Origin of the sequence: Saccharomonospora marina XMU15, assembly GCF_000244955.1 — a bacterium.
GTDB lineage: Bacteria > Actinomycetota > Actinomycetes > Mycobacteriales > Pseudonocardiaceae > Saccharomonospora_A > Saccharomonospora_A marina.
Genome location: NZ_CM001439.1, coordinates 631,347 through 646,395 on the forward strand (window position 1 = coordinate 631,347; position 15,049 = coordinate 646,395).

At 68.3% G+C, this 15,049-nt stretch carries 14 protein-coding genes and 1 tRNA gene; 2 read left to right on the top strand and 13 right to left on the bottom strand.

Annotation, left to right across the window (positions count from 1 at the left end; translation table 11 throughout):
• From SACMADRAFT_RS02965 to SACMADRAFT_RS02980, 4 genes are read right to left on the bottom strand one after another with little or no spacing between them, the layout of a single operon-like run.
• Positions 1 to 1,443, bottom strand: a complete 1,443-nt coding sequence (locus SACMADRAFT_RS02965) for a Wzz/FepE/Etk N-terminal domain-containing protein (RefSeq protein ID WP_009152296.1) — start codon at positions 1,441 to 1,443, stop codon at positions 1 to 3.
• Positions 1,440 to 2,819, bottom strand: a complete 1,380-nt coding sequence (locus SACMADRAFT_RS02970) for a GumC domain-containing protein (protein ID WP_009152297.1) — start codon at positions 2,817 to 2,819, stop codon at positions 1,440 to 1,442. Before SACMADRAFT_RS02970 ends, SACMADRAFT_RS02965 begins: the two co-directional genes overlap by 4 nt.
• Positions 2,816 to 4,006 (bottom strand): glycosyltransferase family 4 protein, encoded by a 1,191-nt coding sequence (locus SACMADRAFT_RS02975; protein ID WP_009152298.1) that lies wholly within the window; start codon positions 4,004 to 4,006, stop codon positions 2,816 to 2,818. Before SACMADRAFT_RS02975 ends, SACMADRAFT_RS02970 begins: the two co-directional genes overlap by 4 nt.
• On the bottom strand, positions 3,996 to 5,312 hold the full coding sequence (locus tag SACMADRAFT_RS02980) for a nucleotide sugar dehydrogenase (RefSeq protein ID WP_009152299.1): 1,317 nt from the start codon (positions 5,310 to 5,312) through the stop codon (positions 3,996 to 3,998). Before SACMADRAFT_RS02980 ends, SACMADRAFT_RS02975 begins: the two co-directional genes overlap by 11 nt.
• Before the next feature lie 469 nt (positions 5,313 to 5,781).
• Here SACMADRAFT_RS02980 and htpX point away from each other — a divergent pair, with 469 nt between their 5' ends.
• Positions 5,782 to 6,645: a zinc metalloprotease HtpX gene (gene htpX / locus SACMADRAFT_RS02985; protein WP_009152300.1), complete on the top strand. Its 864-nt coding sequence runs from the start codon at positions 5,782 to 5,784 to the stop codon at positions 6,643 to 6,645.
• A gap of 8 nt (positions 6,646 to 6,653) precedes the next feature.
• On the opposite strand, the gene rfbA is transcribed toward htpX, so the two are convergent.
• Both rfbA and SACMADRAFT_RS02995 read right to left on the bottom strand, forming a co-directional pair.
• Positions 6,654 to 7,535 (bottom strand): glucose-1-phosphate thymidylyltransferase RfbA, encoded by an 882-nt coding sequence (gene rfbA, locus SACMADRAFT_RS02990; RefSeq protein ID WP_009152301.1) that lies wholly within the window; start codon positions 7,533 to 7,535, stop codon positions 6,654 to 6,656.
• A 93-nt stretch (positions 7,536 to 7,628) separates the two neighbouring features.
• Positions 7,629 to 8,120 carry a YajQ family cyclic di-GMP-binding protein gene (locus SACMADRAFT_RS02995; protein WP_009152302.1) on the bottom strand — a complete coding sequence of 164 codons (492 nt, stop codon included), beginning with the start codon at positions 8,118 to 8,120 and terminating at the stop codon, positions 7,629 to 7,631.
• Between the two features lie 118 nt (positions 8,121 to 8,238).
• On the opposite strand from SACMADRAFT_RS02995, the gene SACMADRAFT_RS03000 reads away from it, so the two are divergent.
• Positions 8,239 to 8,320 (top strand) — tRNA-Tyr (locus SACMADRAFT_RS03000).
• A 141-nt stretch (positions 8,321 to 8,461) separates the two neighbouring features.
• Here the strand turns inward: SACMADRAFT_RS03000 and SACMADRAFT_RS03005 are convergent.
• The 7 genes from SACMADRAFT_RS03005 to SACMADRAFT_RS03035 all read right to left on the bottom strand — a co-directional run bounded on the left by SACMADRAFT_RS03005 (position 8,462) and on the right by SACMADRAFT_RS03035 (position 14,713).
• Complete coding sequence (locus SACMADRAFT_RS03005; RefSeq protein ID WP_009152303.1) at positions 8,462 to 9,826, bottom strand: tyrosine-type recombinase/integrase; 1,365 nt, start codon at positions 9,824 to 9,826, stop codon at positions 8,462 to 8,464.
• Positions 9,823 to 10,011 (bottom strand): helix-turn-helix transcriptional regulator, encoded by a 189-nt coding sequence (locus SACMADRAFT_RS03010; RefSeq protein ID WP_009152304.1) that lies wholly within the window; start codon positions 10,009 to 10,011, stop codon positions 9,823 to 9,825. The genes SACMADRAFT_RS03005 and SACMADRAFT_RS03010 overlap by 4 nt, the downstream gene beginning before the upstream one ends.
• A 180-nt stretch (positions 10,012 to 10,191) precedes the next feature.
• Entirely contained in the window at positions 10,192 to 11,655 is a 1,464-nt protein-coding gene (locus SACMADRAFT_RS03015; RefSeq protein ID WP_009152305.1) for a DUF3631 domain-containing protein, read from the bottom strand.
• Positions 11,655 to 12,143, bottom strand: coding sequence for a WhiB family transcriptional regulator (locus SACMADRAFT_RS28910; protein WP_009152306.1), 489 nt, complete (start codon positions 12,141 to 12,143; stop codon positions 11,655 to 11,657). The genes SACMADRAFT_RS03015 and SACMADRAFT_RS28910 overlap by 1 nt, the downstream gene beginning before the upstream one ends.
• 124 nt (positions 12,144 to 12,267) lie before the next feature.
• Positions 12,268 to 13,194, bottom strand: a complete 927-nt coding sequence (locus tag SACMADRAFT_RS03025; protein ID WP_009152307.1) for an adenine nucleotide alpha hydrolase family protein — start codon at positions 13,192 to 13,194, stop codon at positions 12,268 to 12,270.
• Positions 13,194 to 14,207, bottom strand: coding sequence for a DUF5131 family protein (locus SACMADRAFT_RS03030; RefSeq protein WP_009152308.1), 1,014 nt, complete (start codon positions 14,205 to 14,207; stop codon positions 13,194 to 13,196). Before SACMADRAFT_RS03030 ends, SACMADRAFT_RS03025 begins: the two co-directional genes overlap by 1 nt.
• The gene (locus SACMADRAFT_RS03035) at positions 14,207 to 14,713 is read right to left on the bottom strand and encodes a hypothetical protein (protein WP_009152309.1); all 507 of its coding nucleotides are present in this window, start codon (positions 14,711 to 14,713) and stop codon (positions 14,207 to 14,209) included. Before SACMADRAFT_RS03035 ends, SACMADRAFT_RS03030 begins: the two co-directional genes overlap by 1 nt.
• Positions 14,714 to 15,049: the final 336 nt, after the last annotated feature.

The following is a 15,049-nucleotide window of genomic DNA, read 5'->3' on the forward strand; positions in this document are numbered from 1 at the left end:
TCAACCTTGCGTTTCGTGGGGGTCCGGGTTGCTCTCGCGCGGCGGCCGCCCTGGCAGCTCACCTCGCCGGAATCCCTTGCCGTTGACCGAAACCGGCGCCAATCGCAGTGTCGGCAGCTCGCCGTTTCGTGGCCACGACGGCCCGCGCCCGGCCGCACGAAGCGCGGAGTGCAGGCCGTCCCACAACGTGCCGTCGGTGTGGTCCGCGGGGTCGGGGTCGACCAGCACCACCCCGAGCACGGTGATCCCCAGGTCGGCGAGCTGGCGAGCCACGGTGTGCAGCCATGCCGCTGGGGCATGCCCGGCGCGGACGACGAGCACCGCCCGTTCACCCAGTCGCGGCAGGTCGGTCCACTCCGTCGCAGGGCTCACCGAGCCGACGCCGAGCACGGGCCCGCCCTCGGCGAGCTTCGCCGAGGCACTCCTCGCCAGCGCCTCCGCGGTCTTCGCGCAGCCGAGTTCGAGCAGCGCCACGGCCGACCGTTCGGTGCCGACCAGCCGCGCCAGCACCGCCGCGATCCGATCTCGCTCCCGCTCGGCGCGCTTTCGCCGCCACAGCCTCGAGCCGCTCGCCCGCAGCTGCGCGATCACGGGCGCGCCGATTGCGGTGGAGATGTCGCGCCGCAACACCGGCCGGTCGCGCACCACGCCCGACACGGCGGCCACCGACAATCCCACCGCAAGCCCCAACACCAGGCCGACCGCGGAGTTCGTGGCCGCGCCGAGCAGCAGGGAGTTCGGCACGATACGTGGCGCGTCCACGATCTGCGTCCCCGCGACCACCTCGGGGGCGCCGACCGCGGCTTCCTCGGCCTGCCGGGCCAGCTCCGAGATCTGTGAGGCCAACTCCGCGCGGCGGCCGTACAGCGTCTCCAGCTCCGCGGCTGTCTGCCCGCCGGTGTCGGCAGGCTTACCAGCGATGGCGGCGTCGATCCGCGCGAGTTCCTGCTCCGCGCGGTCACGCTGCTCGTCGAAGGCTCGGGCCTGCGCTCCCGCCGCGGTCTGGATGCGGCTCTTGTGATCGGCGATGAAGGTGTCGGCCAGCGCTTGTGCCCTGGCGATCGCGTCGGCGTCGGTCGCAGCCTCGACCTTCAGCTCGAGCACGTTGCTCGTCACACCCGTGCCCTCGTAGGTCTTGAGGAACTCCTCGGGAGACTCGTTCAGCCGCAGCGACCGCAGCGTGGCAGCGGCGATCTTCGTGGTTTCCAGCAGTGCGATGTCGGTACGCATGAGGCTGCCGCCGTCGGTGGGCTGGTCGTTCTCGTGCACGATCAACAACCGGGCGACCGCGGTCGGCGGCGTTGGCACGAGCACGGCGAGCAGCGCGCCCATGACCAGCCCCGCCAGCCCGAAGGAAAGCCAGAGCCGTCGCCGCCTTCTGACGGTCGCCAGCAGCCGGGAAAGGTCCAGCAGCGGCTGCGGCTGCGAAGCGGGGCCCGTCATGAGGAACCCGCCATCGCTTCGTCGCCCACCGCGACGCCCGCGTCGCGCGGCGGTCCGGGTTTCGGCTGCCTGCCCGGGAAAACGGCGCTGTGTGCTACGACGACCCCCGCCACGTCCAACCCGGCTTCGGCGCAGGCGGAGGCGATGCCGACCAGCTCCCATGCCGTCCTGGTGCCCGCGCTGACAACGACGACGACGCGGGCGCGGCCAGCACGCTCCGCCATGCCTGGCACGGCAGGTCGGGTGGCCGACACCTCGACCAGTCCCACGGCGGTACGCCTGCCTTGTGGCTGTGCCGCCGCTGTCACCAGCCGCCCCGCGGCGGCGCGTGCGCGGGGGTCGTCGTCGGCGGCGACGGCCAGCAGATGCTCCGGCGAGTTGGACCCACCCCGAAGCCGGGCCAGCGCCCTGCGATAAACCCCGTCCTGCTCGCCGCCGCGCGGGCGCACGGGCGGAGGCGGTGCCCATGGCCGTTTCGTGCCGAGCAGGCCACGCAGCAGCCGACCGTATCGCCGGGTGCCAGCCGCCTCCCGCTGGTCGGGAACGTCCACACTGGCCACGACGGGAGCGCCGAGCGCGGCCGCGATCTCGGGTTCGGAGTCCAGCCTGCGGTCGGCCCTGGCCGCCGCGAGGTGCCCGAACAAGCCGAGCAGGAAGAACAGCACCGCGCCACCTGCGGTCAGCTGCACCAGCGTGGGCGGAGCTGGACTCGCGGGCAGTACGGCGGGCCCCATCACCACCAAATTCGCCCTGCCGGTGGCCGCCTCGGCCTGGTTCAGCTCGTTCATCGCCTGCGCCAGGGCGGTGCGCAGGCCCTCCAGCTCGGTGCGTGCCTGCACACTTTCCACCGTGACGTCGGACGTCATCGCGGAATGCAGCTCGGTGATCCGTTCGTTGGTCATCGCGACCTGCTGCCGAAGCGCCTCCCTTCGCTCCCGCATCACCTGTGCCGACGCGTCCGCCGAACTGCTCACCAGCTGCGCCGAGAACGTGACGTACTGCTCGGCAACGATGTCGGCCAGTTCCCTCGCGCGCTGCGGGGTGTTCGCCGTGCCGCTGATCTCGATCACGTTGCCGTCCACGACCTCGGCGGTGACGTCGTCGGCCAGTTCGGCGCCCGCGACACCCCAGTCCAGTGCCGTCGCCGCACGCTCGAGCACCACCGAACTCGTCGCGATCTGAGCCTCCGTCAGCAGTTCGGCGTTCTCTCGCGGGCCCTGCAACAGCACGTTGCTGGAGGTTCGATAGCCGGGGGAGAACACCAGGGAGGCGGCGGCACCGACGAGGGCACCCAGCACGGCGAGTACCACGAGCAGCCGCCAGCGCCCTCGCAGAATCCGCCCCACCACCGAAAGGCGCAAGAAGTCCTCGCTCAACGACCCGTCCTCCTCTCGGCGTGGTCGTAGGCGGCGAGCAACGCCCGTGCGGAGTGCTCCCAGGAGAGCGGCCCGGCCACCCTGGCAGCGCCGATCTCACCCATCCGGGCCCGCTCCTCGGGGTCGTCGAGCAGGCGCGCGATCAGCTTGGCGAACTCCAACTCGTCGTTGGCCGCGGCGTACACGGCTGCCTCGCCCGCGGAGACCCGCGCCTCCCGCAGGTCGAAGGAGACGATCGGGCGGCGCATCGCGAGGTATTCCATGATCTTGTTCATGGTGGAGACGTCGTTGAGCGGGTTCAGCGGGTCAGGGGAGAGGCAGACGTCCGCGGTCGACAGGTAGCGGACGAGGTCGGCGTCGGAGATGCGCCCGGTGAACTCGACCTGGTCAACAAGGCCGAGCCGCGCCGAAAGGCGCACCATGTCCTCGAACATGTCTCCCGAGCCGACGAAGACGGCATGCCAGTCGGTTCTGCCGAGTTCGTCGCGCAGCAGCGCGAGCGCACGCAGCGCGTAGTCGACGCCGTCCTGCGGGCCCATCACCCCCAGGTAGCACAGCAGGTGCGGCTTGCCGTTCTTCAGCGCGGGCTCGGCCGGTACCTGCCGGAACCGCTCGACCGCGGGCGCGCTGCGCACCACGAAGACATCGCTTTCGCTCTTGCGACCCCTGCGCAGCGCGACATCGCGGTAGCTGTTGTTCGTCGCGAGTACGACGTCGGCGACGGCGTAGGTCGCTCGCTCCAACGCGCACACCGCACGGTAGAGCCAGTCCCTTCCCCGGTCGAACCGGGACAGGTACAGCTCGGGCACCAGGTCGTGCTGGTCGAACACGAAGCGGGCGCCGCGCAGCTTCAGCGGCAACGCGGCCAGGAACAACAAATCCGGTGGGTTACACGCATGCACCACGTCGAACCGCCCGAGCCGCGACGCGAGGCGCAGCGTGTGCCACAACGCGCTCGCGTACTCGGTCAGGTAACCCGCGGGTCCGCCCTTCGCGGCGCGCAGCGGGTAGCGGTGAATGTGCACGCCTTCGACCCTGGCTTCGCGCTCACTGTCCCTTTTGCTCCCTTGTGGACAGATGACGTGGACCTCCCAGCCCGCGTCACGCAGCGTGGTGCATTCCTGCCACACCCTGCGGTCGAACGGGACCGAGAGGTTCTCGACCAGGATCAGCGCTCTACCAGGCAAGGCCGACGTATCCTTCCTCGCCTCTGCGTTGCTCCGCGTCCGGCACTCGGACGAGGTCGATCAGCACGGTCGGGCCACCGTGCGGCAGTGCAGCCAACACCGTCGGGTCGGTCGACCCGACGAGTAGCACCTCGGCATGTTCGGCCACTTCCCTCGGGGAGCCGGCCAGCAGCTGGCCGAGATGGGGCAGCCTGCTGTCGATGTACTCCCTGTTGGCCCCGAGTAGCCGCGACATGCTCACGTTCGAGTCGTAGATCCGCAGGTCGTAGCCCTTGCCGAGGAGCCGTTCCGCGAGCTCGACCAGCGGGCTCTCCCGCAGATCGTCGGTTCCGGGTTTGAACGAGAGCCCGAACAGTCCGACCCTGCGTTTGCCCGTGTGCGCGACCAGGTCGAACGCGCGGCGAAGGTGCTCCTCGTTGGAGGGCAACACGTGGGCGAGGATCGGCACGGAGACGTCGGCTCGGCGCGCCGCGTGGACCAGCCCGCGCAGGTCCTTCGGCAGGCACGAGCCGCCGAAGGCGAAACCGGGCCGCAGGTAGGCGGGACTGATGTTGAGCTTGCGGTCGGCGAGGAAGACATCCATCACCCGGTGCGAATCCAGCCCCAGCGCCCTGCACACCGAACCCAACTCGTTGGCGAAACCGATCTTGAGCCCGTGGAAGGCGTTGTCGGCGTACTTGGTCATCTCGGCGACCGGGATCGGCACGCGAAAGACCTGCCCCGGCAACCCCTCGTACAGTGCGGCGACCACGTCGCCGCTGCCGGTGTCCAACTCGCCGATGACCGTCTTCGGCGGCTCGAAGAAGTCGCGCACGCTGCTGCCCTCGCGCAGGAACTCCGGGTTCACGGCGACGCCGAAATCCACCCCGGCGGTGCCGCCGGAGGTCTTCTCCAGCAACGGAACCAGCAGGTCGAGGCAGGTTCCCGGCAGCATGGTGCTGCGGAACACAACGGTGTGCTTGCCGGTGTGCTCGGCCAGCGCCTCGCCGATCTGCTCGCTGACACGCTCGAGGTAGGTGGTCGAGAGGCTCCCGTTGGGGGCGGACGGGGTGCCCACGCAGACGAGCGAGACGTCCGTTCCGGTGACCGCTGCGGTCACGTCGTCGGTAGCCCACAGTGATCCGCTCGCCACCACCTGCGCGGTCAACTCGCCGATCCGTTCCTCCACCACCGGCGCCTTGCCCGCGTTGACGAGGCTCGTTTTCAGCGGATTGACGTCCACCCCGACCACCTGGTGACCCGCAGCGGCCAGGCAAGCGGCGGAAACGCTTCCCACATAACCGAGTCCGAAGACGCTGATCTTCAAAACAAAAACCTCCCCGCCGCGCCAGGTTGACTTGTTGGTCGCGTCTTGGCGGGGGTTTGTTACGTCGGTTATGGACTGGTGATGATGTCCGAAAATTCCGTGATGGCAACGCTGTGGGCTCGTGAATGACCGGCCGAAATTGGTCGAAGGCCGGTGCGGAATTTCGGTCGGTGACGCATTTTTCGATCATTTTCACGCAGGTTTCGCAATGCGCCGGATCTCGCGGCGTTTGAAAATTCCCAACCGAGGGGTGCGGGCGCCGATCGAGTCAGGGGAAGCCTGCCCCGTTTTCGGTCGCCGCTTGCGGTTACTCCAAGTGATGGTGTGGAAAATGTGCCTACTGCCGAGTCGGTTGCGCCACATTGCCTATACCGTGGCGTCTACCAGGAACTTCGCGAGCATCGACCACGTTCGATGACTAGAGGGGCGGACACACCGACGGCGGGCCGTACGAAGGAGGTATGCGCACGTGCACAGGCACCGGAACGGGCTGAAGACGGCGATGCTGCTCGGCCTGTTGAGCGCGATGATCGTCGGGATCAGCGCGCTGTTCGGCCGGGGTGCGCTGGTCATCGGGCTTGTCGTCGCTCTCGCCATGAACGGCTACGCCTACTTCAACTCCGACAAGATCGCGCTGCGGGCAATGCGGGCACGGCCGGTGTCACAGGCCCAGCAGCCCGCGATGTACCGGATCGTGCGCGAGCTCGCCACCACCGCTCGCCAACCCGTGCCGCGGCTCTACATCAGCCCCACGCAGGCACCCAATGCCTTCGCCACCGGACGCAATCCGCGCAACGCCGCCGTCTGCTGCACCACCGGCATCCTGGAGATCCTCGACGAGCGCGAACTGCGGGCCGTGCTGGGACACGAACTGTCACACGTCTACAACCGCGACATCCTGATCTCCAGCGTCGCAGGCGCACTGGCAAGCGTGATCAGTGTGCTTGCCAATCTCGCGATGTTCGCCGGGCTTTTCGGCGGCGGCAACCGTGATGGCGGCAATCCGCTGGTCGCGCTGCTGCTGGTGCTGCTGGGACCGATAGCGGCCGCGGTCGTGAGGATGAGCGTAAGCCGCTCGCGGGAGTATCAGGCCGACGCGTCCGGCGCCGAACTCACCGGCGACCCGTTGGCGCTGGCGTCGGCGCTGCGCAAGCTCGAACGCGGCACGCGGGCGCTGCCGCTGGCTCCCGAACCGCAACTGGTCTCGCAGTCACACCTGATGATCGCCAACCCGTTCCGGCAGGGCGAGCGGCTTTCGCAGCTGTTCTCCACCCACCCGCCGGTCGAGGAGCGGGTGCGTCGGCTCGAAGAGATGGCACGCAGGCCGTTCTGACTCCCCGCTCAGCCGCAGGCACCCTCGGCCCGTGCCACCCGCATGACGTAGTCGCCGTACCCGCTCTTGGCCAGCTTCGCGCCGAGACGGAAGCACTCGTCGGGGCCGATGAACCCCATCCGCAGTGCGACCTCTTCCACACAGGCGATGCGCACACCCGTGCGGTGTTCCATCACGTGCACGAACTGGCTCGCTTCCAGCAGCGAGTCGTGGGTACCGGTGTCCAGCCACGCGAAACCGCGGCTGAGCTCCACCAACCGAGCGCGGCCCTGCCGCAGGTATGCCAGGTTGACGTCGGTGATCTCCAGTTCGCCACGCCGCGACGGCGTCAGGTTGCGCGCGATCTCCACCACCTCGCTGTCGTAGAGGTACAGCCCGGTGATGGCCTGGTTGGAGCGGGGGTTGGCGGGCTTCTCCTCGATCGAGACCAGCTTGCCGTTCTCGTTGACCTCACCGACGCCGTAGCGCTGCGGGTCCTTCACCGCGTAGCCGAACAGCGCGCAGCCGTCGAGGTTGGCGACCTCTTCCCGCAGCAACGCGGAGAAGCCCCGGCCGTAGAAGATGTTGTCACCCAGGATCAGCGCCACGTCGTCGGAGCCGATGAAGTCGGCACCGATGACGAAAGCCTCGGCCAGGCCGTTCGGGCTCGGCTGCTCGGCATAGCTGAACTCGAGCCCCCACTGGCTACCGTCGCCGAGCAACCGCTGGAAGTTCGGCAGGTCGGTGGGTGTGGAGATGAGCAGGATCTCCCTGATCCCGGCGAGCATCAGCACCGAGAGCGGGTAGTAGATCATCGGCTTGTCGTACACGGGGAGCAACTGCTTGGACACCACCTGAGTGATCGGGTGGAGACGGGTGCCGTTCCCGCCAGCCAGCACGATGCCCTTCATCGTTCGCTCCCCGGTTCGTCGCCTGCCGAGTGCCCAGAGTATCGGCCCGCTCCCCGGCGCGGTGGCCCGCTCACCCGAGGGCGGGGTGGCCGCCTACCGGTAGTTCGTGAACTGCAACGCGATGCCGAAGTCCTTGTTCTTCAGCAGCGAGATGACGTCCTGCAGGTGGTCCTTCTTCTTACCGGACACCCGCAGCTGGTCACCCTGGATCTGCGCCTGCACACCCTTGGGGCCCTCGTCGCGAATGAACTTCGCGATCTGCTTGGCCTTGTCGGACTCGATCCCTTCGAGGATCTTGCCGTTCACCCGATAGGTCTTACCGGAGACGGCGGGCTCACCGGCCTCGAACGCCTTGAGCGAAACGCCGCGCTTCACCAGTTTCTCCTTGAACACCTCGACCGCCGCCTTGGCGCGCTCCTCGGTCTCGGCCTCCACGGTGACGGCCTGCTCACCTGCCCACTCGATCTTGGCGCCGGTGCCCCGGAAGTCGAACCGGGTGGACAGTTCCTTGCTCGCCTGGTTGAGCGCGTTGTCCACCTCCTGGCGATCGACCTTGCTCACCACGTCGAAAGACGGATCGGCCACGTCACACACCTCGTAGTCGGCTTGTCGGGATGGCTCCACCCTAGTCACCGGCAACCCGGCTGCTCGGCCGACACGGGCATTGGGTAGTCTGTATCTCGGTCGGGGGAGCTCCGACCATGGCGGGTTGCCCGAGCGGCCAAAGGGATCTGACTGTAAATCAGACGGCTCTGCCTTCGGGGGTTCGAATCCCTCACCCGCCACACCTGGCAGATCGGCCCCGTGACCAGCGCAAACAGGTCACGGGGCCGATCTTGTGTGGTCCGGCTGAGTCCGACTCAGACCGGCCCGCTGCGGCTGGTCGCCCCTAATACGCCCCGACGTTCTCGGTCACCTGTCCGCGCCTACCAGCCTTGTAGGCCACGTTCCGCACGTGCACGTGCTGTTGCCTCGCCACCATCGAGGCACTTCGCATAGACCTTGAGCAGTACGGCCACACTGTGCCCTGCCCACTTCGCCACCCTCGTCGGCTCAACGCCAGCGCTCAGCCACGTCGAGACGCACGCGTGACGCAGGTCGTACGGACGCTTCGCCAGTGGTCCAGAAAGCACGTCGGCCGTGAACACTCGCTCGCGCGAGGCTGCCCACACCCGCCCGTACACGGTGCTGCCTACGCGTCCGCCGTCGCGGGCACCGCGGAATAGCCGCCCGTCCCGCGCCGTGCCGAACCGTGCGAGGTGGTTGTGCAAGATCTCCGTGAGGGCGGGTGGGCACGGCACCGTGCGACCAATGCTTGCCTGCCGATGCTTGAGCGGCCCTTCTTCGCTCGCCTCGCCGGAATCGGTCCATTCCTTGCCGATCTCCGGGCGCGCGCCGTCGAGGTTGAGGTCACCCCAGCCAATCTCCGGTATCGCGAGGCTCTGTTTCTTCAGGTTGGCGGCTTCCTCCGGTCGGAGCCCGGCGTAGTACATGCAGGCGAAGAACGCGACCAGGCGAGGGCCTTGCTTGCCGACCGTGCCGACGGCTTCGAGCAGCATCCGGGCTTGCATCGGGTTCACGGCGCATTCCGGGTCGACCTCCTTGAGCGCGTACGTACGTTTCTTGGTCTTCACCTCGCCAAGCGGATTCGTCGCTAGGAGTTTCCCTTCGACCGCGTAGTCGAGTGCGTTCCCCAACGCCACACGTCGGATGCGAACCGTGTTCGGCGCGGCTCGTGACCCGTCGACGTTGAGATCCAGCGCTTGCAGAACCGAGCGCAGCACCTCGGGCTTCGCCAGGTCTGCCACGTCGCGGCTTGCCCGCTCGACGGCTTTCAGGGTTTGGCTTACCTCCGCCGTGAGGTTGTCTCGGGCCTTGGTGTTGAAGGCGGTCATCAGCGCTTTCCGGAGTATTCGGCCTTCCGGCAGGGCAGACGATTCACGCAACAGAGCGATCGTGATCCTCGTCAGTGACTCCGCGATGGATTTGCGGTACTTCGGCGATGAATCGGGCCACTTCATGTCCATATAGCGGCAAGCGAAGGCGTACCACGTCATCGGTGTTCGCTCTCGCGACATGGAGACAGGTAGGCCGGTCTCCATGTTGAATGCCTCACCGTCGCGTGCTGCCGACATGAGCCGTGCGCGGTAGCTGTCGGCAAGGGCGGCCGTGGCGAAGTACTTGCCGAACTTTCGTTTCTCGACCAGCCAGCGCACGCGGTAGGTGGTCTTCCGTTTGCCCTTGTATCGCTCGATATTCCAGAACCGGATGTTGTGACTCGTCTGGCTCAAGCGGCCACCTCGCGGGATTCGAGCCAGGCTTCGAGGTCGGTGCGGCGAATGCGTATCTCTCCGTTCGGAAGCTTGATGTGGCGCGGTGCGCGGCCCTTGGCGCACCAGTCGTAGAAGGTGGACTTGGCTACCGCGAGTTCTTCGCAGAAGGCTTTGAGCGTGAGGTACTGGCGCTGGGTGCCCATGCTGGTGAGTTCTCCCCGTGGTTGTGCTTGTGGTGGCGGGTGATGGGCATGGGTGGCTCCTTGGGGTCGGGGTTGGTGGTTGGGTGGGTGGCTGGTGTTGTCCGCGACTTGCGCGACTAGCGCGACTTGCCTGGTCAGAGTGGTCGCGGTTGGGGTCGCGGTCGCGGTTGTATCCGCGACCTAGGTTTGGTTGTTGGGTGGTGGGGTTGGGCCGGTCGCGCTTGTATCCGCGACCGGTTCGCTATCCGCGACCGTGCTGACCTGCGTGGTCGCGGAAGTCGCGGAGGTCGCGGCTGTGGGCAGGTAGCGGCTCCAGGCGTCGGCGAGCCCGCCGTCACCGTCGAGGCGGTAGCCCTTCACCGCGGTGCCGCCGGTGGGTTTGATGTCGCGGGACTTCACGCCGTATTTGCCCAGCAGCCTGCCCAACCGACGGGCGTCCAGGGGCCGGCCCTGCAGTTCGCTCCACGGGGCTTCGTCTTGTTCGTGTAGGGCGGTGAGGATCTCGGCGGTGGCCATCCGGTCGGTGTCGCGGGCCGCGAACAGGGTTTGGAGGTCGGCGAGCAGGCGGATGCCGATGCTGTCGGGTTGGGTGGCGGCATGGGCGACGAAGTGGTTGCAGGCGGCGCGGGCGGTGTTGGGCCAGTGGTCTCCGGCGGCATCGGCGATGGCGATCAGGGGCCGCCAGATTTCGGCGGGCCGGTCCCGCACACCGTCGGGCATGGTGGGTCGTGCTCGGCCTACCTGTTCGGCCACGGATTCCATCCAGGCGGCGAGTGTCTCTCGGAGGGGGCGGGCTTGGTGTTCGACGTCTTCTTCCCAGAACTCGGCGACGTGTTCGTCGGCGCGGCGGCGTTTCATGTGCACGGTGATGGCGCGGGTGGTGATGGTGGCGGGCATGTGCCCGGCGATCCCGGCCAGGGCGGCGGGGGCGTAGACGGGGAACTTCTCGACTTTCATGGCGCGGGCGTCGCCTACACAGCGGGCGATGGTGGCCGAGCGTTTGTATCCGGCGTTGAGCATGGCGCGCAGGTCTTCGTTGTTGCCTCCGTTCTTGGGGTTGAAGATGGCGTCGACTTCGTCGAACAGGATCGTGATCGGCCCGTCGGCGACCATGCGGAACAGGGCGGCGGTGGTGGCGGAGATGGTCATCTCCGGGGCGCGGACGAGGTATTGGGCGACTTCGAGCACGCGGGTTTTGCCGCTGCCGGGTTCGGCCGAGTCCAGGATCAACCTGGGGGTGACGTAGAAGTGGTCGGCGGCGTGGGTGTGGGCGTACCACAGCGCCAGCATCGGGGCGCAATGCTCGCTCGGGAACGCCGAGTAGCGGGCGAGGAACTCTTGCACCGCGTCCAGCACTTCGTGCCCGGCCTGGCGGTAGGCATCCGCAGGCGGTGGACCCAGCCACGTCAACGGCCGCTGCGGGGCCGCCTCGGGCAACTCGGTGTCCGGGGCTGCGCCCCCATCAACCACACCCCCGCCGGCGGTGGCGAGGTGCCACCGCGACTGGCAATCCTCTGAGCAGAAATCCGGCGAGGGCGAATCCCCGCGCGGGTGACCGCAGGCCCCACACGCCGCGGACTCTTCCGGCCGGGTCACCTCCGCTAGGGCGGTGTCGATAGCGGCCACGGCATCCGGTGGTGTCATCAAGCGGCCTCCGTCGCATCGTGGGGGTTGGAACGGGCGCGGTAGCGACCCACCGTGCGGGCGGTCACCTGCAGTCGGTCGGCGATCTGGTCGACGGTGAGCCCCGCGCGGCTCAAACGGGCCACCGCGGCCGCCCGGCGGTGTGTGGTCGTGTGCACGCCCCCACGGGAACGGGGTAGGTGTCGGGTGCTGTGCCCGCCCCAGATCCCGTGCCGTTCCCCGTGGTGTTGGGCGTAGTCGCGGCACTGCTTTCGCACGGGGCACCCGGCGCACACCCGCTGGGCCGCCGCGATCCGGTCGGCCATGTCGGGGCCGGGTTCGGGGAAGAACACCTCCGGATCGATGTCGGGCGCGGCGCAGGCGGCGCGGGCCCGCCACCCCTCTTCCTGCGTTGCAGGGTTGTAGGTGGACCACGCCACCGGCACACGCCCTCCGGGGGTGGCGCCCTGCAGGGTGTGTGGCTGGCTCCACGGGCGCGGTAGGGGCATCACGCCACCCCCTGCTGCGGGTGGTGGTGCCGGGTGTGGTCGGCCGGTCGGCGTCGGGTCCCGCGCGTCACGCGGGCGGTGGCGAAGTGGTGTGTACAAGGGACGTGGGTGTGTGGTGTGGGCATTAGGCGGCGCCTTCGGACAGGTTGGGGTTGGTGGTGGGGTGGCCGGAGCGGCAGCCGTAGGGGGAGCAGCCGTCGGGGTCGCCGTGTTCGTCGATGTCCAGGCCTGCGTTGAGGTCGGCGAGGTGGTCGAGCAGGTTTGTTTGTCGTTGGGCCCATTCGGTGCGGGTGATGTGGTCGATGGGGGCGATGTCGAGGGGGACGCGGGAGCGGTGGAGGAATGCTTGCCCGTTCAGTGGCAGGCCGCGTGCGCCGCCTTTGCGGATGGCGTGGTCGAAGGCGACGGCGTCGGCCCATTCGTCGGGTTGGTGGTCGCGCATGTGTCGCCATTGGCGGTTGCCGTGGTAGGGGCAGCCGATACAGGCGGATTTGACCACCGTGGTCCACCCGCGTGTGCGTAGCCAGCGGTGGCAGTCTTTGCGGGACATGCCCAGTTCCAACAGTGGGTAGCGTGGTTGCAGGTAGGACACGCGGTGTTTGTCGGAGACCCGGTGTACCTCGTCGGTGGAGAACCCGATCCACTGCTGCGCCATTCGACCGGCAGGGACCCGCCGAAACTGTGGGGGTGTGGCCCCGAGTAGTTCGCGGACTTTGCGGTTGATGGGGGCGAGTTTGTACTCGGCGGTGCATTGGCGGCGGCCCATGCCGTGTGAGCCGTCTGGGTTGCGCACAAAGTAGGGGATGCTGGCGTAGCGGTGTGCGGGGTCGATCGCGTTGCGCCGCAGGTCACCCTTCGACACCCGATACAGCGGCACCCCCGCGCCAGCCAGAACACCCTCCAACTGCTCAAGGTGGGCATACACCGCCCGCGGCTCCCACCCGGTGTCCGCGAAGATCGCAGCGTCCGGCCGAGGCAACACCCCCTCACACGCCAACAACGCCAACGTCGTGGACTGCACACCCGCACCCAACGACAACACCACCAACATCACGCCACCACCTCCTGCCGCGGGAACTCGTCCCAGGTGCGGCCGTCCAGCACGCGTCCGGCGCGGTGCTTGCCGACACGGCGCATGACTGTCCCGTCGGGGAAGTAGCGCCGAGCAGGCCCCGGCCCACTGCCAGCGGCAAACCGCAGCTCGTCTGGCGCCCACTCGCCCCACTGCTTGAACAGGAACGGCACCCCGGCGACGTGGCATTGGTCGCGCAGCGACCGTGCCCAGTCCGGGTGCATGGGGCGGGCGCCGTGCCCGGACTCGCCTCCGGCGATCACCCAGTTCGGCCGGGCGGGCCTGGGTGGGTGGCAGGGGCAGCGACACAGGCCCCACAGGTGTCCGCTGTGCCAGTCCATCGGCCCGCCGGGGTCGCAGCGGTCGCACGCGTGCTGTGGATGCTTCAGCCACGCCGTCAGGTCCACCGGCCCCAACAACGGCTCACACGAGAGGAACCGCACGGCGGCGGGGGTGTCGAGCAGGGCGGGGATGCGGATGTCGGCCCACTGCTGGTTCTCGACGGACACGCCCAGCCAGACGTTGGGCAGTGGTTCGCGGCCTAGCATTGCGCCCACGGCGAGCCAGTCCTGTTGGCAGCCGATGTGGTGTGCGCGGCCCTGCTCCGCAACCAGATGCGCGAAGTTCACGTTGGACAGCAGGGATCGCATGCGGGCGTGCCGCTTGGTGAGGATTTGGTAGGTGTGCTGGGGTGTCAGGGCCATCACGGCGAACACCCGCGCGATGTACTCGTCGGGCACGTCGGCGTGGAACAGGTCGCTCATGGAGTTGACGAACACCTTGCGCGGCTTGCGCCACCGCAACGGAAGCTCCAGCTTGTCCGGGCGCAGTTGAACGTCGAATCCGCGCTCGAAGTGATGTCCCTTGGTGCCGCGCCAGCGTTCGGCGAATGTCTTGGCGTAGCAGTGGTCGCACCCGGCGCTGACTGTGGTGCAGCCGGTGACGGGGTTCCAGGTGGCGTCGGTCCATTCGATCCCGGTTGTGGCGCTCATCAGGCGGCCACCTCCTTGGGTGTGGTGGGGGCGAGGGCCGCGCGGTAGCGGGCCCAGAGGTCGTCGGCGGGGCCGGTGCCGTCGGCCAGGTCGGCGAGGACATCGGTGGGGCTGTGGTCGATGGCGTGCAGTAGCCGCTGTGCGTGCTCGGCGAGGGCGCGGCGCCACGCGGCTTCCAACACCACGGTCTTCAGGTGCCAGGCGGTGTCGGGCAGTTGCACGGTGTGGCCGTAGGTGTCGGCCAGCCACCGCGACAGCCGGTGCCGGCCCTCTTCGCCGGGGGCGTGGCCGGTGGTGGTGGCGCGGGCGTAGATGGTGACCGGTTCGGGGGCGTGCCCAGCGGCGACGACCTCGATGACGAGTTGCAAGACGTGGCTGCACATGGGGTCGGCCATATCGGTGGCGCGCATCCCGGACAGCACGGCGCGGGCGGTGGTGTGCGGCATCCACAGCACACACCCCAGGAACTGCCGTTCCGGGTCGGTCACAACGGTTGCGGTGTTCAAGGCAGGAACTCCCAACAGGTATCGGCGGGGTTGGTGGCTGCCGGGCCGGTGAGGCACAGCGGGTCCGGTCACCGGCCCGACAGCAGCTCGGTTACTTGGTGGCGCAGATGGAGCACATGACCTGGTCGTCGGGGATGGGTGCGCCGCAGGTGGCGCAGGTGGCGATGAACCGGGCGAGCAGGGTGGCCAGGTGGGTCCTCATCGGTCCTCCGAATGTCACTGTGTGTAGTGGCGTGGGGGTGTGACGGGTCATGGCGATCACCTCCGAGGGGGCTCGCGTGGGGTGGTGGGGGGTTAGTGAGTGGGTAGTGACTGGGCTAGTGAGTGGCGCGGGTG